18 protein-coding genes are annotated in these 20,592 nt (G+C 57.6%); 4 read left to right on the top strand and 14 right to left on the bottom strand.

Features of this window, described 5'->3' with window-relative positions:
• The first annotated feature begins 191 nt into the window (after positions 1-191).
• On the top strand, positions 192-1,259 hold the full coding sequence (locus ACQZ5M_RS14265) for a LacI family DNA-binding transcriptional regulator (RefSeq protein WP_449080080.1): 1,068 nt from the start codon (positions 192-194) through the stop codon (positions 1,257-1,259).
• 64 nt (positions 1,260-1,323) lie between these two features.
• Here ACQZ5M_RS14265 and ACQZ5M_RS14260 read toward each other — a convergent pair whose 3' ends face one another.
• The 9 genes from ACQZ5M_RS14260 to ACQZ5M_RS14220 all read right to left on the bottom strand — a co-directional run bounded on the left by ACQZ5M_RS14260 (position 1,324) and on the right by ACQZ5M_RS14220 (position 10,640).
• A complete protein-coding gene (locus ACQZ5M_RS14260) occupies positions 1,324-2,934 on the bottom strand; it encodes an FGGY-family carbohydrate kinase (protein WP_449080079.1) in 1,611 nt (536 codons plus the stop codon).
• Between the two features lie 39 nt (positions 2,935-2,973).
• A complete protein-coding gene (locus tag ACQZ5M_RS14255; RefSeq protein WP_296019849.1) occupies positions 2,974-3,702 on the bottom strand; it encodes an SDR family oxidoreductase in 729 nt (242 codons plus the stop codon).
• A 105-nt stretch (positions 3,703-3,807) separates the two neighbouring features.
• Positions 3,808-4,890 (bottom strand): ABC transporter ATP-binding protein, encoded by a 1,083-nt coding sequence (locus tag ACQZ5M_RS14250; protein WP_449080078.1) that lies wholly within the window; start codon positions 4,888-4,890, stop codon positions 3,808-3,810.
• A 58-nt stretch (positions 4,891-4,948) separates the two neighbouring features.
• Positions 4,949-5,944: a sugar-binding transcriptional regulator gene (locus tag ACQZ5M_RS14245; protein WP_296019844.1), complete on the bottom strand. Its 996-nt coding sequence runs from the start codon at positions 5,942-5,944 to the stop codon at positions 4,949-4,951.
• A 16-nt stretch (positions 5,945-5,960) separates the two neighbouring features.
• Complete coding sequence (locus tag ACQZ5M_RS14240) at positions 5,961-6,866, bottom strand: sugar phosphate isomerase/epimerase family protein (RefSeq protein ID WP_449080077.1); 906 nt, start codon at positions 6,864-6,866, stop codon at positions 5,961-5,963.
• Positions 6,863-7,681, bottom strand: coding sequence for a carbohydrate ABC transporter permease (locus ACQZ5M_RS14235; RefSeq protein WP_062424443.1), 819 nt, complete (start codon positions 7,679-7,681; stop codon positions 6,863-6,865). The genes ACQZ5M_RS14240 and ACQZ5M_RS14235 overlap by 4 nt, the downstream gene beginning before the upstream one ends.
• Complete coding sequence (locus tag ACQZ5M_RS14230) at positions 7,681-8,583, bottom strand: carbohydrate ABC transporter permease (RefSeq protein ID WP_449080076.1); 903 nt, start codon at positions 8,581-8,583, stop codon at positions 7,681-7,683. Before ACQZ5M_RS14230 ends, ACQZ5M_RS14235 begins: the two co-directional genes overlap by 1 nt.
• Before the next feature lie 59 nt (positions 8,584-8,642).
• Positions 8,643-9,194 carry an SIS domain-containing protein gene (locus ACQZ5M_RS14225; protein ID WP_449080075.1) on the bottom strand — a complete coding sequence of 184 codons (552 nt, stop codon included), beginning with the start codon at positions 9,192-9,194 and terminating at the stop codon, positions 8,643-8,645.
• 96 nt (positions 9,195-9,290) lie between these two features.
• The gene (locus ACQZ5M_RS14220; protein WP_449080074.1) at positions 9,291-10,640 is read right to left on the bottom strand and encodes an ABC transporter substrate-binding protein; all 1,350 of its coding nucleotides are present in this window, start codon (positions 10,638-10,640) and stop codon (positions 9,291-9,293) included.
• A gap of 314 nt (positions 10,641-10,954) precedes the next feature.
• Between ACQZ5M_RS14220 and ACQZ5M_RS14215 the strand changes: the two genes are divergently transcribed.
• A complete protein-coding gene (locus tag ACQZ5M_RS14215) occupies positions 10,955-11,746 on the top strand; it encodes an inositol monophosphatase family protein (protein ID WP_449080073.1) in 792 nt (263 codons plus the stop codon).
• 33 nt (positions 11,747-11,779) lie between these two features.
• Here ACQZ5M_RS14215 and ACQZ5M_RS14210 read toward each other — a convergent pair whose 3' ends face one another.
• Positions 11,780-12,538, bottom strand: a complete 759-nt coding sequence (locus ACQZ5M_RS14210) for a GntR family transcriptional regulator (RefSeq protein ID WP_449080072.1) — start codon at positions 12,536-12,538, stop codon at positions 11,780-11,782.
• Between the two features lie 171 nt (positions 12,539-12,709).
• Between ACQZ5M_RS14210 and ACQZ5M_RS14205 the strand changes: the two genes are divergently transcribed.
• Both ACQZ5M_RS14205 and ACQZ5M_RS14200 read left to right on the top strand, forming a co-directional pair.
• On the top strand, positions 12,710-13,912 hold the full coding sequence (locus ACQZ5M_RS14205) for a mandelate racemase/muconate lactonizing enzyme family protein (protein WP_296101313.1): 1,203 nt from the start codon (positions 12,710-12,712) through the stop codon (positions 13,910-13,912).
• A gap of 10 nt (positions 13,913-13,922) precedes the next feature.
• The gene (locus tag ACQZ5M_RS14200) at positions 13,923-14,693 is read left to right on the top strand and encodes an SDR family oxidoreductase (RefSeq protein WP_449080071.1); all 771 of its coding nucleotides are present in this window, start codon (positions 13,923-13,925) and stop codon (positions 14,691-14,693) included.
• A gap of 129 nt (positions 14,694-14,822) precedes the next feature.
• On the opposite strand, the gene ACQZ5M_RS14195 is transcribed toward ACQZ5M_RS14200, so the two are convergent.
• From ACQZ5M_RS14195 to ACQZ5M_RS14180, 4 genes are read right to left on the bottom strand one after another with little or no spacing between them, the layout of a single operon-like run.
• Positions 14,823-15,518, bottom strand: a complete 696-nt coding sequence (locus tag ACQZ5M_RS14195) for an ROK family protein (RefSeq protein ID WP_449080070.1) — start codon at positions 15,516-15,518, stop codon at positions 14,823-14,825.
• 17 nt (positions 15,519-15,535) lie between these two features.
• Complete coding sequence (zwf, locus tag ACQZ5M_RS14190; protein ID WP_296075277.1) at positions 15,536-16,906, bottom strand: glucose-6-phosphate dehydrogenase; 1,371 nt, start codon at positions 16,904-16,906, stop codon at positions 15,536-15,538.
• Between the two features lie 18 nt (positions 16,907-16,924).
• The gene (gene gnd / locus ACQZ5M_RS14185) at positions 16,925-17,929 is read right to left on the bottom strand and encodes a phosphogluconate dehydrogenase (NAD(+)-dependent, decarboxylating) (protein ID WP_296038906.1); all 1,005 of its coding nucleotides are present in this window, start codon (positions 17,927-17,929) and stop codon (positions 16,925-16,927) included.
• 14 nt (positions 17,930-17,943) lie between these two features.
• Positions 17,944-20,361, bottom strand: a complete 2,418-nt coding sequence (locus ACQZ5M_RS14180) for a glucan 1,4-alpha-glucosidase (protein ID WP_449080146.1) — start codon at positions 20,359-20,361, stop codon at positions 17,944-17,946.
• Positions 20,362-20,592 lie beyond the last annotated feature (231 nt).

Genomic DNA, 20,592 nt, shown 5'->3' with positions numbered 1-20,592 from the left:
CAAACTCTGTGTGCGATCACTTCGATCTCGGCTATTCGAGATTTTCCTCCTGCTACTCCCATAGCGCGCATCGTTTGCACAATCGATATTTCAAAGTTGCACAATCGATGGTGCATGGAGGTTAGGCGCGATTTTTACTTCCGTCAAGAGGCGGATTGCTCTACACATCGATTTCGCAAGGAGGACGAGAAATGGCAGACCTGACCTCGAAGAAGGCCACGATCTACGATCTGTCGGTATTGTCGGGGGCTTCGGCTTCGACGGTCAGCGCAGTGCTGAATGGAACCTGGCGTAAGCGCCGTATCTCGGAGGAAACTGCCGGGAAAATTCTCTCGCTGGCAAAGGCCCAACGCTACACCGCCAACCTTCAGGCGAGGGGGTTGCGCAGCTCTAAATCGGGTCTCGTTGGATTGCTGGTCCCGGTTTATGAGAACCGGTTCTTTTCCTCCATGGCGCAGGCGTTCGAGGCCGAAGCGCGCAAGCGGGGCCTCTCGCCGATGGTGGTCTCCGGGCGGCGTGATCCTGAGGCAGAGCGCAAGACAGTTGAGACATTGATCGCTTACTCGATCGACGCGCTGTTTATCGCGGGTGTCGCCAATCCCGATGGCGTTCATCAGGTTTGTGCCGGTGCAGCCCTGCCGCACGTCAATCTCGATCTTCCTGGCAAGCTTGCGTCATCCGTCATTTCCGACAACAGACATGGTGCGGAGATACTGACACGTGCGATATTGGAGCATGCGTCACGCGACGGCGCGCTTTCGCCTGATGAAGTGGTGCTGTTCGGTGGACATGACGACCATGCGAGTCTGGAACGTATCGCAGGATTTGATTTAGCCAAGAATGCTTATTTCGGAACGGTCTGCAGCAGCGTAGCGGTGGAAAAGACAGGCTACTCACCGCGTATGACGGATATTGTCCTTGAAAACTATTTCATGCGCCACGGCCGTTTGCCGCGTTGCTTCTTCGTCAATTCGTCCATCAATTTCGAGGGTCTTCTGCGTTTTATGGGGCGGCATGATCCGGCGGTGGTCGCGAACATCGTGGTCGGCTGTTTCGACTACGATCCCTTCGCGTCGTTCCTGCCGTTTCCGGTCTACATGATCAAACCCGATATTTCGAAAATGCTGGAAGTCGGTTTCGAACTTCTGGATTCGTCGCCGGGCGAGCCGTGTGTGACCATTATCGAGCCACAGCTGATACCGCCGCGCACTGCGCTGACCGGCCCGCTCGACGATGTCAGTGAAACCCTGCGCACTTAATGAACAACGTGAAGGCATGATCAAGCCGAGGTCACTCGCAAGGCGGGCCTCGGCCAATCCATAATCAGAAATCCCGCAGCGATCTTATACTTGCCTGAAGGGTGCGAAAGGCGTCGTAACGCCGATCATGCAGTTGCTGGAGCGTTCCAGAGGCGGGCACGCATGTCTTGCCGGGCTTGCTGAGCTTTTGCATTCCCTGTTTGAGGTCGGTGAAGACCTGCGCAGCGGTGGCGCCGAGAAGGGCCGCTCCCAAGAGGACAGGCTCTGCGGTCTGCGGCGCGATAACGGGCTTGCCGCTGGCATCGGCAAGAAGTTGGCGGATGAGATCATGCTGGCCGGCGCCGCCGCTGATAATGATCTGGTCGATCCCTGCGCCCGCCTTCGTCTGTGCCTCGATGATCTGTCGAAGCCCGTAGCCGATCCCGCACAAACCGGCCACATAGAGGGCGACGAGACTGTCGAGATCGCGCTCCATCCCAAGCCCGGCAATGACGGCGCGAGCAGCCGGATCGGCAAACGGTGCGCGGTTTCCGAGGAATTCAGGGACCACATGAAGGCCTCGGGCCAGCGTGACGACCTGAGAAGGAGAAGCGCTGGTGGCAGATGCCATGTTGGCGAGCATGACGGGAAGCGCAACGCCGGTAGCGCGCGCCTTTTCATGCGCCTCGGGAAATGCGGGATGAAGGCTGATCAGATGGTCGATGGCCGCACCGGCAGCACTTTGTCCGCCCTCATTCAACCACAGGCCAGGCACCATGGCGGAGTAGTAAGGACCCCAGACACCGGGAACGAATTTCGGCTCCTCGGTCGAGGTCAGCGTACAGGAGGACGTGCCGAAGACATAGGCGAGGTTTGATTCGGGCGTTCCACCGATCCCGACCGTGCCGATGCCGCCTGCATGCGCATCGATCATGCCGGCAGAGACAGGCGTACCCGGTAAAAGGCCGAAATCTTCCGCAGACTTGGCCGTCAGCCCTTGACCGACCGGCGTACCGGGCTCGACGATCTCCTGCCCAATGCGGGCAAAGTTCTCATCAGCCAGTTCCGCTAGACCGATCTGGCGGAAATAGCTCGGGTCCCACCGCTGCTCATGGGCAATATACGTCCATTTGCATGCCACCGTGCAGGTGGAACGCGCGAGACTTCCCGTTGCTCTCCATGTGAGAAAATCAGCGAGATCGAAGAACTGCCATGTCTTTGCAAAGATCTCCGGCCGATTTTCCTTTAGCCATAACAGCTTTGGCGTCTGCATTTCAGGTGATATGCGTCCGCCGACATAGCGTAGAACATCATGGCCTTGCGCATTGATGCGCTCTGCCTGTTCTACTGCACGGTGATCCATCCAGACGATGATGTCTCTGGCCGGGATTTCAGATGGGCCGACCGGCAAAGACCGCCCGCCTTCGCCCAGCACCACGAGCGAGCAGGTGGCGTCGAAGCCTATGCCCACGATATCTTCCGGCGAAACGCCTGCGCGTGAAACCGCTGTGCGCACGGCATATGAGACTGCCTGCCAGATATTCTCGCTCGACTGCTCCACCATGTGGTGGGCATCCCTATAGATGTCGATGTCGTGCTTGGCCGTTCCAAGGCAATCGCCTTCCTCATCAAAAATGCCGGCGCGCGCACTGCCGGTACCGACATCGACGCCGATGAAATATCTGGAACGGCTCATGGAAAACTCTCCCGCATTACAACTCCACCTCAATCCCGGCTACAGATCGACGCTGTTCGGCAGGATCACGAGATCTCGTATCACGACATTGCGGGGGCGGGACAGCATGAAATAGACAGCTTCGGCGACCTCTTGCGGCTGCATCAGGCTTCCATTGGCAAGCGCCTCCTCCATCTTTGCTTTCGGCCAGTCATCCAGAAGAGCCGTGACAACCGGGCCGGGCAACACTGCGCCGACGCGCACGCCATGGGGCGCAACTTGGCGGCGAGTGGAATGGACGAAAGCCTGGACGGCGAATTTGGACGCGGTGTAAATCGGCTCCCAAACGACAGGAACCACACCGGCGACAGAGCTGGTAAATAGAATGTCGCCGCTCTTTTGAGCGATCATGTGCGGAAGCACGGCGTGAACGCTACGGAAGGCAGCGTTGATATTCAGATTGAGCATCCTGTCCCAGCTGTCGGGATCGCCTTCTGCGACAGCACCGCCGATATAGGCGCCCGCATTGGCATGGAAAATATCGAGCCGTCCGGCTTCAGCGAGAATGCGCGGAAGCATCCCTGAAACCTCTTGGCCGTCAAGGAGATTGACGACGAGCATACGGCAACGCTCTCCAAGCTCTGAACAGAGCGCCCGCAAACGGTCCTCGGCGCGATCGATCAGAACAACTGTCGCACCCTCATCGAGAAGTTTGCGTGCGCAAGCCAGGCCAATGCCGGATGCCGCACCGGTGATGGCTGCAACCTTGCCTTCAAAGCTATCGGTCATGTGAGGCTTCCTCCCTACAGTCATTATGCCTTTGTCAATCGAACGTTTGTCCGATCTCTTGTTTTGCGTCCCTGAACGGTGATGGACGCTTTTTCGGCCTCAATCTCAGAGCGCCTTGCCGTCTGCGGTGAAGAGATAAATGTGGGCAGGGTCGATATCCGCGCTGATTGTCTCGCCCTGCGTCACATCCGGCCGGCCGTTCACCACAATGGTGACTTGTTCTGCTGGCGTACGGGCGTAGACCTGGGTAGAGCCCCCCAGATTTTCGGCGAAATCGAGGGTGAGGTTAAGCATGGAATGGCCGGTGCCGATCCTGATATGCTCGGGCCTAAGGCCAACGGTGACGATATCTCCGGGGCGGAGCGTGTTGCTTCGCGGATGGCTGAGCACGAGGCTTTGCCCTTCAAATGCGGGATGCGAAAGACGCAGGCTCGTCGCATCCGCACCCTCGACTTTAGCAGCCAGGAAATTCATTTTCGGCGAGCCGATGAAGCCTGCGACAAAGGTATTGGCTGGACGGTCATAAAGTTCTGTCGGAGAACCGATCTGCTCAACCAGACCGGCGCGCAGAACCACGATACGGTCTGCAAGAGTCATCGCCTCTACCTGGTCGTGTGTGACATAGACCATCGTGGCGCCGAGATTGCGGTGAAGCTTGGCAATTTCGACGCGCATCTGGCTTCGCAACTCCGCATCGAGGTTGGACAGCGGCTCGTCGAATAGAAAGATTTTCGGATTGCGTACGATCGAGCGGCCAATGGCGACGCGTTGGCGCTGGCCACCGGACAAGGCGCGTGGTTTGCGTTCGAGAAGCGGCTCGATCTGAAGGATGCGGGCGGCATCGCCGACGCGTCGTTTGATCTCCTCTTCGGACAGCTTCGCCATGCGCAGACCGAACGCCATGTTGTCGAACACGCTCATATGCGGATAGAGCGCATAGGACTGGAACACCATCGAAACTTCACGCTTGGCCGGCTCTTCGTAGGTTACATCCTTTCCATCGATCAGGACCTTACCCGAACTCACGTCCTCCAATCCGGCAATCATGCGCAGCAGCGTGGACTTGCCGCAGCCAGACGGGCCGACGAAAACGACGAATTCCCCCTTGGACGCCGATATATCGACACCCTTGATGACGCCAAGTTCGCCGAACTGTTTCTTGATGTTTTCCAGCTGAAGGAAGGTCATTCTTCGTTACTCCCAATCTGTGAGCGGTTACCGCGCAAGCGGTGCGACGCCCGCTTGACTATTGACGTTTGCTGCGGTTCGGCGGTGCATCCCGCAGAAGCGCCTCCGCGGATGCCTGATCTGTCACCAGTTGCTTGACGTAACCGGCACGCAGGATCGCGCGGATGATGTTGAACTTGTAGAGGCCGCCCGAAGCCAGGATCGAATGCCGCACCGCTTTAAGATCCTTCAGTGACAGAGAAAGGACGCGCTCTGCCAGCGGATGATCGATCGGGTTGCCGTCCTCGTCGAGAAAGACACCGAGCAGATCTCCGATCGCCCCGGCGTCCAGTAGCGAAGTAATGTTCTCCGATACGGTCGGCGTCTGGACCAGCAGCGAGCGGGGCGTCATGTCTCCGCACGAAACGAGCGCGATGTCGACCGAGGTTGCGCGCCGCATCGTCTCGCGAATGCCATGATGGGACAGAAGCGCTTCCCGGCTTTCCGCTGTCGGAAAATAAAGCGGCGCCGTCAGATACCAGCATTCGGCGGAAATCGCGCGTGCGTAGCCTGTCGCAACCTCGAATGTGCTCGAGCCTGAACCGCGCGTCAGTCCGCCCATGATCGATGTGACCCAGCTTTCGGGCAGGGCGCGTGGCGTCAGTCGTTTGAGACCGGCGGACAGGGTTTTCCCCCAGCCCACGCCAAGCCCCATTCCGTCCTGCAGCAGTCCATCAAGTAAAGCACCGGCAGCCTCGCCGATCACGCGTTGATTTTCGGCGTCATCCGGCAGCGTGGGGGTCACACATGCGCCTTCCAGGCCAAAGCGTTCTTTCAGCTTATGCTCAAGGTCGATGCAATCGGCCATCGGCAGACGAATATCGACCACGACGGAGCCATCTGTGCGGATCTGTCCAAGGATCTTGTTGACCCGCAGCCGCGTCAATCCCAACTGATCGGCGATTTCCTGTTGGGTCATGCCTCCAATGAAATAGAGCCATGCTACGCGGGCGCGGGTCTGCTGCGCATTGAAATCATCCGCAGCCACACCATTGTCCGTTCCTTTGTTCACCATCACTGTCACTCCTGGCTTAAGCAAAGTCCTGCTTAAGCGTGCTGACGGTGCTCTTCAATGCGTCGAGTATGGAGACGCTGTCGCGTTCGAACGGATAGAAGACCTCAAGAAATATGGGGCAGGCCGAAAGACCTGTCCGCGCGAGCTCAGCCTTGACCTCGTGCGGCTTCACACGTCCCGCTTCAGTGAAGTCCCAATGCCGGTCCAGAATGAAGTCTGTCTGCTGGATATGAACAGCGGAGATCACGTCCTGCAACTCGTCAAGCCATGGCCCCATCGTGTCTGCTTGCTCGCCATAAAGCGGTAATATGGTGCCGTGGCCCCAGTCGACGCAGAAGGTCCAGGGTGTGGCGCTGCCGGCCGCATCTGTCATCATCCGCCTCGCTTGCGCAATCGTCCACGGCCATTCCCGGCGCATGGGCGTCGGCTCGACATAAAGCGCAGTCAGGCCTGCGACCTTTGCCTTTTGGCCGAGCCGCATCATTCTCTCGATCAGGCTATCATAGTCGCGTTCGTCGATGGCGTCAGCCTCGGTGCCATCCGGCCTTGAGGCAATGGCGCCCAAAGGACCGCCGACTGCCGGGATGCCTGCTTCGGCGGCGAAATCATAGGCGCGCTCCAGCCAATGTTCGGCGTAGGTCCGCACCTCTTCGTCCGGATGAAGCAACTGGTTGAAGGTGTAATGGGCCAATCCGATGAAGGCACTGTGAATAACGATACCGTAATCGGCGGCGGCATTGCGGACATCTTTGGCATGCCGCGATACGACTGCCGAAGGCCACATCGGGTCGACGAGATCGAAGGAAAACTGGATCTTGTCGAGTCCGAGACTGTCGCGCACGACAGGTGCCCAAAGCTGCGGCGTGATCCACCGCTTCACGCAGAAGGAAAGGTTTATACCAAGTGGGTTCGATGCGCTCATTTGGTCGCTCCCATCGTCAGGCCGCGAACCATGTGTCGCGAAACGATCAGTGCGAAGATTGTCACCGGCAGAACGATGACTGTGCCGGTTGCCATGATCTTGCCCCAGGGCAGCTCATAGCCGGACATGAAACTGGTGGCGGCGACTGGCGCCGTCTGGACATTGCGTCTCGTCAACACCAGTGCGTAAAGCAGTTCGTTCCAGGAGAAGATGAACGAGAAGATCGCAGACACCGCAATTCCCGGGGCGCCAAGCGGCAGATAGATCTTGCGGAAGATCGTGAACTGATCCGCGCCATCCAGTCGCGCCGCTTGTTCCAGATCCGGCGGAATGGACTTGAACTGATCTGTGCATATCCACACGACGATCGGCAGGTTGAAGGTCAGGTAGATCAGAATGAGAACGAGATGCGTGTCGAGAATATTGAGTTGCAACGCTAGAATATAGACGGGCAGTGCGAGGACGATCGGGCTCGTCATGCGGTTAGAGATGAACCAGAACCACAGGTCAGATTTGCCGCGAAAGTCGTAGCGGGCCAGGGCATAGGCCGCAGGTGCCCCGAGTGCAACGGCGAGTGCCGTGGTGCAAATGGCGATGATCAGAGAATTACCGACGCCTCCAAGCACCTTGGAGTCGGCGAAAATCTCACGATAGTGATCGAGCGTCGGTGTAAAGAGCCAGACTGGCGGAGAGGCCAGAATGTCAGACTGCGACTTAAAGCTTGCCGAAACCATCCAGAAGAAGGGAAACAGCGTAAAGAGGACGACTGCGGTGAGCCCTAGAGCGTGTAGAACCTTGCCGGATGACAGGCGCATCAGTTCACCTCCTTATAGAGAACGCGGACATAGAGACGGCTGAGAAGGATCGTGATGATCAGCAGCAGGATCGCCTGGGCGGACGCCGTGCCAAGATCGAACACGCGAAAGCCGATACGTTGAATGTAGATCGATACGAGATCGGTCGCCGATCCGGGGCCGCCACGGGTCATGACGAAGACCATGTCGAAGAGCTTCAGAACGTCGGCCGAGCGCAGGATCAACAGGGCGGTCAGTCCCGGCATCAGATAGGGAAGTTGGACGAAGCGCAGCAAGGACAGCTTCGATGAGGTTTCCAGCCGCGCAGCCTCCTCGATTTCACCCGGCACCATGGAAAGCCCGGCCAGGAAGATCAGGGCGCAGAAGGGTGTCCATTGCCAGATATCCATGATCGCGATGGCTGCGAAGGCGCCGCTTTGCGATCCAAGCCAGTCGATACCGCCGATCCCAAGGACATCCAGAAACCAGTTGGCGACGCCGAAATCACCGTTGAAGATCAATCGCCCGATAAGGCCCACAACGGCATAGGTGGTCGCAAGCGGCACGACGAGCGTCACTCGTGCCAGCGATTTGAGGAAACCCATGCCAGGCTTGTGCAGCAGAAGCGCAATCATCAGACCCAGCACGATCTCGATCGGCAATACGGTGACGTAGAATTTGGCAGTCAGGAACAATGACGCCCAAAATGTGCTGTCCGACAGGACGGACGCGTAATTTTCAAACCCGACGAAGGGGAAGCCTTCGCGCGGGCGCGCGATGTTATAGCGACGAAACGATGTCACCAATGCAAATATCGTCGGGTAGATCCCGATGATGAACAGCGTCAATACCGCGGGCGCCAGAAACCAGAATGGTGTCCACCGGCCATAGCCGCGGTTTGGTCTGGAGGTGGGTTCTGACATCGGTCTTTCCTCTCGATGCATAGCAGGCGTGGGCACTGCTTTCGCCGCAATGCTCGGCTTTATTCAAGGTTCGTGTGATTGGCGCGCATCGCCTGGGGCGTCACGTTCAGACGGTCACGAACGGCGAGAACGAGAAGCTCGAAAGCAATGTAGAGCGCGCCCTCATAGAGCGATCCCATCGGCAGGACCGATTGCGTGTCGCCCTGATCGTCGGCCATGGTTTGCGCCGGTATATGCAACACACAATCAGCCTGGCTTGCCGCCGTGCCTTGAGGTTGTGCCGTCACGACGAGAATGCGGGCACCAGCGTTGCGCGCAACGCCGATCAGGGCCGAGACGGTTGAGAAATCGCCAGGCCCTGCTGAAACGATCAACAGATCGCCTTCAGCCACGGGCGGCGTGGTCATGTCGCCCACCATGGCGCAATGCAGTCCCAGATGGAAAAGGCGCATTGCCAGTCCCTTGATCTGGAGACCTTCGCGCCCGACCCCATAAAGGACGATCCGCCGAGCTTTTGTGATTTCCGCAACTGTCGCTTCGAATTGCTCCGTGGCAATGTCGCGCAGGCAGACGCCAATCTCGGCAAGGGCTTGGTCTGAGAGATGCAGCATGGATCGGTTCCGGTTAAAGGATCGGCAGGGGGTGGTGACAGCAGTTGCCGCCACCCCCTGCCGTGCAATGACCTCTTGGAGATTTACGCTAAAGGGTTACTGCAACAACTGCTTCTTGCCGTCGTAGTAGCCTTCCTTCTTCAGGATATCCTCCATGCGCGTGCCGATTTCCTTCGATCCCGCTTCGACCGAAACCTCGCCGAGCATCATCTTGGAACCCCACTCGGCAACGACTTCGGAGATGGCTGGCCATGCCGGGAAACGTGGACGGAATTCCGGAACGCCCTTCTGCCAAGAGGCAACCATCGGCTCGACGAACTTGTACTTCGCCTTGATCTCCGGGTCGTTGTAGACGGACATACGGCCGGAAACGCCGCCAGCTTCCACATAGGCCTTGGCGATGTCCTCAGAGGTTGCCCACTGAATGAACAGCCAGGTCGCCTTCTTCTGCTCTTCGGTGGCCTGCGCGGCAACCGCCAGAGAGAAGCCGCCAAGGGCAGGGAGACGGCCAGCAGGGCCTGCGGGTTCCGGCGCTACTGCGAGGCAGTCTCCGAGCTTGGAGGTGGCAGGATCGACGAGCGTACCGTAGAAGGCAGACCATTCCGTGATCATTGCGACCTGGCCCTGGGCCAGGGCGTTGACAGCTTCTGCGTGGTCGAAGGACACGATGCCGGGTGGCATATATTTCATCAGATCCTGACGGAAGTTGAGGCCAGCCTGGCTTTCCTTGCTCATCAGGTTGGACTTGAACTGCTTGTCGAGCAGCGAGCCACCGAAGGGCCAGAGCATACGCATGAAACTGTCGGCCGACTGCGTTTCTCCGCGCAGCGATTGCAGGGCGTATGCATATTGGTTCTTCGATGCGTCGGTCAGCTTTGGCGCGTAAACCTTCATCAATTCGTCCCAGGTTGCCGGTGGCTTGTCGAAGCCGGCATCCTTGAGCTTGCAGGAGTTGTAGAACATCAGGCCCGAATAGTTGTCAAAGGGCAGGCCGTATGTTTTTCCACCCCAGGAGCCGAACGCATCGAGCAGAAGTGGGAAGAAACCATCCAGCTTGAGGTTCGGATCTGTGATCGACTTGTCCTTGGTGAAATTGTCGATCGGGTCGATCCAGCCGTTTTCGGCAAATTCGCCGATCCAGACGAGATCGACCAGGGCCATCGTGAGGTCGCCTTGCGAGGTGAAGTTTAGCACTTCCTTCTCGCGCGTATTCTCATAAGGAACGATTTCGTAGTTGACCTTGATGCCGGTCTTCTTTTCAAACTCCGGAAGGAGCTTGATGATCGCACGATAGCCGGGGCGATCCAGGAATATGCCGCTGATCTCCGTACCCTTCAGCGGCTTGGCTGCATCTTCCAGCCAATCGGCATGCGCCAACATCGGCGCACCAGCGGCTCCCGCAGCCAGCGCCAGAACGCTGACGCACACACTCAACAAACGTTTCATGCCACTCCTCCTATCGTGCCCGCCTTATGACGCAGGCTTGTTTCAGTCTTCGATCGCTTGCGACATGCGCGCAAAAGAGCATTGCTCGCCCTCGGCGCCGCCTCTTCCCAAAACTGCTTTTTCCTCCCGAAGCCGTCGCCTTGGTCACGCCTCACCATTTGCGCCATCGGCGCATTCGCCAAGAGTTATCAATGGTCTGGGCTCGCCGTCCTCTCGGCGGGAATGTGCAATCGATACACATGTAAATTTATTTTTGCAATAGTAATGATGGGGCGATTGTGATTTTATCGACGTCGTTCAAGGCAGAGGCGAATATGACGACGAACGCATCAGAGCGAACTGAAATCGATGACCGCAGAGCGCTTGCCGAGCGCATCGCAAAAACCGCTGGAGCCAAAGCCCGGGGGTTTCTTTTGAAGCCACATCGACTGGAAACCGCACAAAAATCCTCGACCCAAGACCTGGTGAGCATCGCGGACCGGACCACGGAAGCCTATCTTCGCAAAGCGATTCAGAAGCATTTTCCCGATGATGGTATCATTGGGGAGGAAGCCGGCTCCACGCGCGGAACCTCGGGCTATATTTGGGTGATTGATCCCATTGACGGGACGATGGCCTTTCTTGTCGGGCAGCCAAACTGGTCGGTTTCAATCGCGGTTCTTAAAAATACGGAACCGGTGGTCGGGGTGGTGTATGCCCCTATGCTGCGCGAGCTATACGTCGGGCAGACCGATCGAGGCGCAACGTTAAACGGTCGATCTCTTTCCATCAATCACGACTGGACGATCCGCTCGACAACGATTGGTTATGGTGGGACCGAGCGCGCTGACCCGATTGAGGTCGGTGCATTCGTAACTCGTCTTTATCAGGAGGGAGGCGTTCTCTTTCGCGTAGGCTCCGGCGCACTCATGCTGGCCTATGTCGCCGCCAACCGGCTTGCTGGCTATTACGACCCGACCCTTTATTGTTGGGACTGTCTTGCTGGCGTTGCGCTTATCCGCGAGGCGGGAGGGTTGGCGGAGTTTGCCGGGGACCTGACGAAGCCGGGTCCAATCTGGGCCGGCAACCAGGGCGTCTTTGAGCACCTGAAGCGGCTTAGCGCGTGACGCGCAGCTTCGGGTAGTACTGACCGGTTTGGATCACGCCTTAAAGACCGGCTCGATCCCGCAGTCCAGAAGCTGTGGATCGATACCAAGCTCCATCTCGATGAACATGGAATCGACGAAGTCGATCAGCGCATCGGTGGCGCTAAGCGCCTTAGCCAAATTCCGGTTCGCGACGGCGTTCAGAACAGTCAGGTGACAGTCGATGGTCGTGGACAGATTGGATTTCTCCGGCGTCAGATTGTGGTGAATGAAACCGATGCGTCGATAGATGGTGTGCAATGGTCGCAACGTATGTTCGAGAAACGGCTCGCCGGAGGCAGACAGCAGAAGCTGGTTGATGCGGCGATCCAGCACATTGAACTCGGCGAGGCTCATACTATTGCGTCGCTCAAGCAATGTGCGTTCCATATGCAGGAACTGATTGCGGTGCGAAGGACTGGCGTGGTCGATCGCCATTCGCACGACAAACCGTTCCATGTCGCGCCGTAATGGCAGAAGGCGGCGCTCCCTTCCCAAATCTATGGGTGCAACCTTTAGACCATGCCGTGGAAGAACGATGAAAAGCGTATCTGCAGCGAGCTGGCTGACGGCGCTATGAACAGGTGTGCGGCCAAGTCCCGTTGCATCCTGCAACTCACTCAAGGTGAGTTGCATCCCCGGCTTGAGCTCGCAATTGATAAGCCGTTCTTCGATGCGCTCATACGCAAGATCGAAGAAATTGATCCTGTTTGCTCGCTTTGGCGCAAGGCTATCCGTGCGTTTCGGTGGGCTGCTTTGCTTGGGTATGGCCATCGCCGGTTTCCTTGCCTCGCACCAGTGAAAAGCATCTCTTCGAAGACCGTTAAAACATGTTGTGATATTTCACAAGTCTCACTAATGTCGTTTTCCATGATCGGCTCGGAGGGGGCGTTGCATTGGCATGTCATGTCAGCAACGCCTGTGCCGCTTTTGGGGGATGAATGAATGAAAATCACGTCTGTCGAGACATTGAGAACGGAAGAGTTCGCCAACGTGCTGTGGGTGCGTGTCCACACGGACGCAGGCGTGATCGGTCTGGGAGAAACCTTTTACGGTGCCGGTTCGGTTGAGGCTCATATTCATGATGTGCTTGCCGGCCGCCTGCTTGGCCAAGATCCGCTGCGGATCGAAGCGCTTGCGCGTGAACTGGTGAACCTGCCAATGGCGCAGGCCTCTACCGGAGCGGAGTATCGTGCGGCCTCGGCAATCGATCTTGCCCTGTGGGACATTTTCGGCAAGGTCTGCGGTCAGCCTGTTCACCAGATGCTGGGCGGGCTCTGCCATGACCGCATCCCTGTCTATAATACCTGTGCAGGCTACGGTTATGTCCGCTCGAACAAGATCAAGCCGGTCGACACCTGGAATTTCAGGGACGATGCCGAGGGCCCCTATGAAGACCTGAAAGGGTTCATGACCGATGCGGGCGCACTGGCGGAAAATCTATTGGAGCAAGGGATTTCCGCCATGAAGATTTGGCCGTTCGATCCCGCCGCGATTGAGAATGACGGACGCTTCATAACCGCCGAACAACTGCGCTCAGCCATCAAGCCGTTTGAGCAGATCCGCGCCCGCGTTGGTGACAGAATGCGCATCATGGTCGAATTTCATAGCCTGTGGAATCTGCCCACCATCAAGCGGATTGCTCGAGAACTGGAGGCATTCGATCCAACCTGGTACGAAGACCCGATCCGGATGAATTCGGTATCGGCGCTTTCCGAACTCGCCGCCTCAACGAGCGTGCCAATCTGCGCCTCTGAGACGCTCGGCTCGCGCTTTCCCTACAAGGACATGCTTGAAGCGGGTGCAATCGGCATTGTGATGACCGATCTTGTTTGGACCGGGGGGCTGACGGAAGGCCGCAAGATCGCCTCTCTTGCCGACACATACCACAGGCCCTATGCCCCGCATGATTGTACGGGTCCCGTTGCTTATGCGGCTGCCGTTCACTCTTCCTTCTCGCAGACCAACACGATGATCCAGGAATCCGTTCGGGCTTTTTATACGGGCTGGTATAAAGAACTTGTCACCCACGTCCCGGTCATCGAAAACGGCTTCGTCTTGCCGATGGAAGGGCCAGGCCTCGGCACCGAATTGCTGCCGCAGGTTTTTGAAAGATCGGACCTTAAGGTTCGACGCAGCACGCTTTGAGGAGGAAACGATGAGCAATCAATCCATTTTCGATCTGAAGGGTCGCACAGCGCTCATAACCGGCTCTTCGCGCGGCCTGGGTCGCGCCATGGCCGAAGGTCTTGCCGCTGCCGGCGCTCGCGTCCTGATCAATGGGACCGATACGTCTCGTGTTGCACAGACAGTGGCTGAGTTTCGCAGCGCCGGTTATGAGGCTGATGCTGCGTCTTTCAACGTGACTGTGGAAGACGAGGTCAAGGCAGCGTTTGAAGGGCTGGATGCTGCAGGCATTGCCGTGGACATTCTGGTCAACAATGCCGGTATTCAGTATCGCAAGCCTATGGTCGAGCTTGAAACGGCGGATTGGCAGCGGGTCATCGATACGAACCTCACAAGCGCTTTCGTCATAGGGCGCGAGGCGGCGAAACGGATGATTGCCCGAGGCCATGGCAAGATCGTCAACATAGGATCGCTGACCAGCGAACTGGCCCGCGCAACGATCGCGCCCTATACGGTCGCAAAGGGCGGGATCAAGATGCTGACCAGAGCCATGGCGGCGGAATGGGCACAGCACGGTATTCAGGCGAACGCGATCGGTCCCGGCTACATGCTGACGGATATGAACGAGGCCTTGATCAGCAATCCCGACTTCGATGCGTGGGTGAAGGGTAGAACACCATCGAAACGATGGGGCAAGCCGGAAGAACTGATCGGCACCGCCGTTTTCCTCTCCTCCTCCGCATCAGATTACGTCAACGGCCAGATTATCTACGTCGATGGTGGCATGTTGGCGGTTCTTTAGCTTCTATTAATCACCGATGGAGTCGAGCGACTTCAAGGGTATTGATGAGCTTCCAGCAGCAAGCGAGTTGCTGGAAGCCATCTTCGATCAAGTCGGCAAAATCCCTGTCGAACATCGACAGTCGACAGATTAAACTCTCAGCTTTTCGTCCTGCCACACACGAAATCCACCCTCGAAAGCGAGTTTATTGTCGCCGCGACGGCACTTTGGCGGAAGTGAATCAAGCTTTTCTACGTTGCCGCCACCGATGACGACATAGTCGGGTTCAAGGGCGTTCGTAAGCGTCTCGACGATATCGAAAACCCGCGTTTGCCACTTCTTGTGACCTTTCTTCTCGCGATAGGCTTCGCTGACATAATGCTCGTAGCTCTTGCCCTTTCGGTAGGGAAGGTGAGCGATCTCCATGGGTTGCGCAACGTTCTCCACGATCATTGCTGCGCCAAGCCCGGTGCCAAGTCCGAGGAACAGCATGCGTCCATCCTCGTAGGATCCGAGCGCTTGCATCAGCGCGTCGTTGACGATGCGGGTGGGACAGCCAAAGGCGGCCTGATAATCGAACCCGACCCAGCCGTCAGCCAGGTTTACGGGCTCTCGAAGCGGCTTGTCATGCACGACCGGTCCGGGATAGCCCATAGAGACAACGTCATATTTCAAGCCGTCCGCCATCGCCTTCACGGCAGCGACCATGTCGGCCGCTGTCATGGTCTTGCCGCTGACTGCTTTCTTCTCTTCGCCGCCTTCACTGGAAAGGATCTTGACGTGGCTGCCACCGATATCGATGGAAAGGACAATGCGATCTTTGCGTTCTGAAACATCTTGCGTCATACTTCCTCTCCAATCACTCAAGCCGGGTCCACCCAGCCTCCAGGCGGTGCGAAAGTCTCCGTGCCCTCCGGTCCCCACGTTCCGGGTTTGTACGTCGGTGGAACAGTCTTTTCGTCCAGGATAGGCTCTACAATCTTCCAAGCCAGCTCCGCCGCATCCTGACGGGTGAAGAGTTGCCTGTCGCCGGCCATGGCGTCGCCTATCAACCGTTCATAGGGCGCCATGTCACCGGTGCCGTCATCCACTGCGGTCAGCTCGACGGCTTCTCCTCGCATCTTTTCACCCGCAGCCTTGCGACGCGCGCCAATGCCGATCGAGATATCCGGCCCAAGCCGGAAGCGAATATAATTGGCAGAAGTGTCGGTGATCTCGTCAAAGAGGGTCACGGGCGGTCGCTTGAAGCGCACCACGACTTCCGTTGCGTGGGCTGGCAGGTTCTTGCCAGCGCGGATGAAGAAAGGCACGCCGTTCCAGCGCCAGGTGGAAACCCGAAACCGAACCGCAGCAAAGGTTTCAGTGGCTGAGGCGGGCGCCACTCCAGGTTCGTCTGTATAACCTTCGAACTGACCGCGCACCACATCGTCCTTCGAAAGAGGCGGCATGGCTTTCAGCACTTGCACTTTTTCATCGACCAGATCGTCGGATGCGCCGGAGGCTGGGGGCTCCATGGTCAGTAGCAAGAGGACGTTGACCAAATGGTTCTGGATCACGTCGCGGATGCAGCCGACTTCATCATAAAACTTACCGCGCCCCTTGATGCCGAAATCTTCGGCCATGGTGATCTGCACGCTCTCGACGTGATCGCGATTCCAGATCGGTTCCAGAAAGCTGTTGGCAAAGCGAAAATAGAGCAGATTCTGGATCGCTTCCTTACCGAGGAAATGATCGATGCGAAAAATGGCGTCTTCCTCGAAGACTTTATGCAGCACTTCGTTCAGCGTTTTTGCGGAAGCAAGATCGCGCCCGAATGGTTTTTCCACCATAAGCCGCGCATCTTTGGCGATACCCGCCTTATCCAGACCATCCGCAACCGTTTCGAATAGAGAGGGTGGTATTGCGAGATAATAAAGTGGATTTTTGTGACCAGCCAATGCCTCTCTCAGCTTGTCGAATGTCGACTGGCTGCGGTAATCGCCGGAGACATACGAGAGCCTGTTCGCCATCTTGCTGAACACGTCCTCGTCTATCGCGTCCACATGCTTTGAAACGGCGTCTCTGGCACGCGCGATCAGTTGATCGCGCGTCCAGTCGTCGAAAGCAACACCGATGATTGGGGTGTCGAGGTTGCCTCGCTTCACCATCGCGTAAAGCGATGGGAAGATCATCTTGTGGGCGAGGTCGCCTGTCGCGCCGAACACCACCAGAACGTCGGACCGTTGCTGTGCCATCGCTGCATTCCTTCCGATTTACTTGGTCTTTTCCAGGTGACCGCCGAAAGCGTGGCGCATGGCGGAGAGAACCTTTCCAGCAAATTGCGCCTCACCGCGAGACGAGAACCGCTCGAACAGGGCCGAGGCCAAAACCGGCGCGGGAACGCCGGTTTCGACGGCTGCCTGCAATGTCCATCGGCCTTCGCCGGAGTCGGACACGCGGCCATCGTAGTTATCCAGATGCGGGTCCTGCTTCAAAGCTTCCGCCGTGAGATCCAGCAACCAGGAGCCAATAACCGAGCCGTGTCTCCAAACCTCGGTGACTGCGGGAAGATCGACATCAAAACGGTAATATTGCGGGTTTGCCAATGGTGCCGTCTCGGCATCGGCTTCCCTCTCGCTATTACCCGCATTTGCGGCCTTCAATATGTTCAGCCCTTCTGCGTAGGCTGCCATGACCCCATATTCGATGCCATTATGCACCATCTTGACGAAATGGCCTGCACCCGCAGGGCCGCAATGCAGATAGCCTCTCGGTGCAGTTCCCGTCTCTGGGTCTTCCGCGATGTCCTGGCCGGCACCGGGTGCGAGCGACGCGAAGATCGGATCTAGCCTTTTCACGGCGGCCTGCGGGCCACCGATCATCAGGGAATAGCCGCGCTCCAGACCCCAGACGCCGCCCGAGGTTCCGACATCGATGAAGTCTACGCCGAGCGGCGCAAACTCCGCGGAAAGATTGATCGCCTCATGGTAGAGCGAGTTGCCGCCATCGATAATCGCGTCGCCATTGTCGAGCTTGGAGGCAAATTCGCGGGCAATTTTAGGCGTAATGGCCGCAGGCAGCATTAGCCAGACGGCGCGTGGTTTTTCCAGCTTGGCAATGAGATCGTCGGGCGATGACGCGCCCTTGGCGCCGTCCTTCACCAGAGCAGCCACATTGTCGGCGTTGACGTCGAAGACAACGCAGTCATGGCCCTGTTTCAGAAGACGGCGCACCATATTGGCCCCCATGCGGCCAAGACCTACCATTGCAATCTGCATATCATTCTCCATTTTCAACGCGTGTTTGAAGCGTTCGATTCATTTATGACGCGAACGGCAAAATTGGTGTTTTCCCAATGACCGGCATCTGGCCAGTAGAAGGTGAAGACGACCGTTGTTTCCTCGGTCGCGTGGCCCAGCGGCAGGTCGACGTAGTAGGTTGACAGCCCTGACGGCGCCATCGGTGCATCTGAAACAGTCGCCCAGTTGTCTGTGCTCCAATGCACCAGAGCCTTGGCTTCCGTTTCGATCCTGAGCGTCTTCCCAAGCGGGATCGAAGACAGGCGGTTGTTGAAGCGCCAGATGCGCAGACCGGAACCGGTTTTGTTCTTGATGTAGCGTTCCACGCCTTGAGGCGGCATGTCGAAAACTGTGCCATCTTTCAACGACCGCAGAAGCTTGATGTGTTCGGAATGGGCCCAAACCAGAGGCATAGCGCTGCCGGAAGGGCGTCCCAGGAATAGCTCCTTTTCTGGGAGATCGCGGCCATCCCATACTTGTTCCGGCAACAGGCCGCCTGAACCTGCCGATTTTTCGAGCGTTGCCAGCAAGGCTTCAGCCGCTTCGCGCCTGCCCGCCGCCAGTTCGTAATGGGCGCGTTCACCGGCCAGTAGAGGCCATGGCCGCCCTTGGCCCGTCCTATCGAAAGGCGCGCCATCTTCATGCTCGCCGTACCCGTCGCCCGTATAACGATACCAAAGAGGGCCTTGTGGTAGCTCGGCGCGCAGGCTGTGATCGATCGCTTTGATGGTGTCGAGTATATGCGGATCATCGGGGGCGCGAAGGCCGAAGCGGACCAGTGCCAGCGCATCTGGGCTCAATACGTCGGCTGCCGGTAGCAGGGCCCGATCCGGCGTCTGGTTGCGGATTTCAATTTTGCCCGACGCGCTGACCTCATCGCTGACGCCAATCGGTGCGATGCGGACATAGTGACCGGAGACGCCGACGGATGCGCAGAAATTTTCATCACCGGCGAATGTCCATGTCTCGATCTGTTCGTTCCAGCAGTCTGCCGTTTCACGAAGATGGTTGGATGCCACATCATCTCCCTCGAGCGAAAGCAAATCTGCCGCCGCCAGCAACGCGGAGATTTCAACCGCCAGCGTGAACGGGCTGTAGCCCGCATCCTCTTCCCAGCGGTCCTCGCATGTAGCGGGGCCGTTGGTGATGATGTAATTTGCAGCGCTGCGCAGCATCGGCATGAAGCGTCTCAGCGCCTTGGCATCGAGATGTCCGAAACGGCGTAGCATATCTGCGAGCAGGACCGGAAAGGCACACTCATCCATCTGGATCCCTGGCCAATAGGGTTTCCCGTCAAGCCACAGGTTTTGTGGCCAGCGACCCGAAGGCTGCTGCACGAGACGAAGATAATCGAGGATGGCGATTGCTTCGTGCGCGTCACCTGCGGCGAGAAAACCACCAGCTGTCTCCACCAGATCGCGAGGCCAGACGAGGTGATATCCGCCTAGATCGTCATCGCCCTTCGAAAAGCCCCAAGGAATCGAGAGGCTGGCAACGACCGCACCTGGGCGGTCGGCCGCTCTATGGGAGGCCAGAACCGCCGTGGACACACGGTAGGTATTCACGCCGTTTCGGTCTTTTCGATCAAGCGGCAAAAGCTTTTCCTGCCATGCCTGCCAGTTGGCGACATAGTGTTGCCTTGCCCCTTCAAAGCCGTTCTTCAGGCTTTCCGCTGCCGCTGCTGCGGCTTCGAATTCGGTCTGCCCGAAGCCGATGGCAAGGGTTGCCTCCTGGCGATCGCTGGTGAAATCCAGTTCTCCAGCAAGCGCGACGTTGCCGTCATCGGCACGCTGATACTGGTGTGCAAGTCGCCCGTGCTCTTTCAACTGCCGCCAACCGTCCGATACACCGACAAAGCCGGCGCTCTTTGCGCGCCATGGGATGTCGCAAATCAGCGCGAGGTAACGAGAGCGGCCTGTGGCAAAAAACACGGGCCTATCTTCGAACTCACCGATCCAAGCCGAATTCAACTGTCCGGCATTGACCAGATGCGGGGCGAGCAGTGCCGTAACCGTGTAGTCGGCTATATCGCCTTTCAGAGCGGTGAAGCGAATATGTTGCAGGACGCTGGCACGGCCAGGATCCGAGACGATCTGTTTCTCGATGATGTAGGACCCGTCACGCGCGGTGTTGGTTATCGAAAAGGCTGGAATTCCCGGAGCCGACGTTTTTGTCTGCGTCACACAATCGCGCTTTTCCTCGGAGAAATAACCGTCTTGACCGGTAACGACAAAGCCGAAGTCACGCGTACAGGCGCTATCGACACGCGGATAGTAGATCTCGTTAAGCACGCCGTGGCTCAGGGTGAACCATACTCTCGAATGCTTGGAAAGCGCAGTGCCGATTCCGTTTTTCGCGCTCGACGTCCAGCGCGCATCTATTCCCGGGGCGCCGGGAGCGGTGTCCAACATGATCTGTCGATGTGCGGATATTACGGAAGAAGAGGCGTTCTGGTGAAAATCTGCCATTGCAATGCTGCCTTGATGTGCGGCGAAATGAAGACTGTTTTATCTGGCGCTCGAAAGGTGGGGTTGATCCAGTCCTGTTAATATTTGTATTCCAACACCTCTAAGGTATTGAGAGCAAATTACGTTTTTGTAATTGTTGAAGAAGCTTGATGCATTCTCCATCCGTGTTTGGAC

It is taken from the genome of Rhizobium sp. 22-785-1, assembly GCF_053521965.1.
The sequence above is the reverse complement of the archived record's forward strand: the minus strand, read 5'-3'. Positions and strand labels throughout refer to the sequence as shown.

What these genes read in the sequence shown, in the direction of transcription:
- ACQZ5M_RS14235 (WP_062424443.1), bottom strand. Translation starts at nt 7,681, where the DNA reads ATGCGCCTGTCATCCGGCAAGGTTCTACACGCTCTAGGGCTCACCGCA.
- gnd (WP_296038906.1), bottom strand. Translation starts at nt 17,929, where the DNA reads ATGCAGATTGCAATGGTAGGTCTTGGCCGCATGGGGGCCAATATGGTG.
- zwf (WP_296075277.1), bottom strand. Translation starts at nt 16,906, where the DNA reads ATGGCACAGCAACGGTCCGACGTTCTGGTGGTGTTCGGCGCGACAGGC.
- ACQZ5M_RS14220 (WP_449080074.1), bottom strand. Translation starts at nt 10,640, where the DNA reads ATGAAACGTTTGTTGAGTGTGTGCGTCAGCGTTCTGGCGCTGGCTGCG.
- ACQZ5M_RS14250 (WP_449080078.1), bottom strand. Translation starts at nt 4,890, where the DNA reads ATGACCTTCCTTCAGCTGGAAAACATCAAGAAACAGTTCGGCGAACTT.
- ACQZ5M_RS14245 (WP_296019844.1), bottom strand. Translation starts at nt 5,944, where the DNA reads ATGGTGAACAAAGGAACGGACAATGGTGTGGCTGCGGATGATTTCAAT.
- ACQZ5M_RS14200 (WP_449080071.1), top strand. Translation starts at nt 13,923, where the DNA reads ATGAGCAATCAATCCATTTTCGATCTGAAGGGTCGCACAGCGCTCATA.
- ACQZ5M_RS14180 (WP_449080146.1), bottom strand. Translation starts at nt 20,361, where the DNA reads ATGTTGGACACCGCTCCCGGCGCCCCGGGAATAGATGCGCGCTGGACG.
- ACQZ5M_RS14260 (WP_449080079.1), bottom strand. Translation starts at nt 2,934, where the DNA reads ATGAGCCGTTCCAGATATTTCATCGGCGTCGATGTCGGTACCGGCAGT.
- ACQZ5M_RS14225 (WP_449080075.1), bottom strand. Translation starts at nt 9,194, where the DNA reads ATGCTGCATCTCTCAGACCAAGCCCTTGCCGAGATTGGCGTCTGCCTG.
- ACQZ5M_RS14240 (WP_449080077.1), bottom strand. Translation starts at nt 6,866, where the DNA reads ATGAGCGCATCGAACCCACTTGGTATAAACCTTTCCTTCTGCGTGAAG.
- ACQZ5M_RS14230 (WP_449080076.1), bottom strand. Translation starts at nt 8,583, where the DNA reads ATGTCAGAACCCACCTCCAGACCAAACCGCGGCTATGGCCGGTGGACA.
- ACQZ5M_RS14195 (WP_449080070.1), bottom strand. Translation starts at nt 15,518, where the DNA reads ATGACGCAAGATGTTTCAGAACGCAAAGATCGCATTGTCCTTTCCATC.
- ACQZ5M_RS14265 (WP_449080080.1), top strand. Translation starts at nt 192, where the DNA reads ATGGCAGACCTGACCTCGAAGAAGGCCACGATCTACGATCTGTCGGTA.
- ACQZ5M_RS14210 (WP_449080072.1), bottom strand. Translation starts at nt 12,538, where the DNA reads ATGGCCATACCCAAGCAAAGCAGCCCACCGAAACGCACGGATAGCCTT.
- ACQZ5M_RS14205 (WP_296101313.1), top strand. Translation starts at nt 12,710, where the DNA reads ATGAAAATCACGTCTGTCGAGACATTGAGAACGGAAGAGTTCGCCAAC.
- ACQZ5M_RS14255 (WP_296019849.1), bottom strand. Translation starts at nt 3,702, where the DNA reads ATGACCGATAGCTTTGAAGGCAAGGTTGCAGCCATCACCGGTGCGGCA.
- ACQZ5M_RS14215 (WP_449080073.1), top strand. Translation starts at nt 10,955, where the DNA reads ATGACGACGAACGCATCAGAGCGAACTGAAATCGATGACCGCAGAGCG.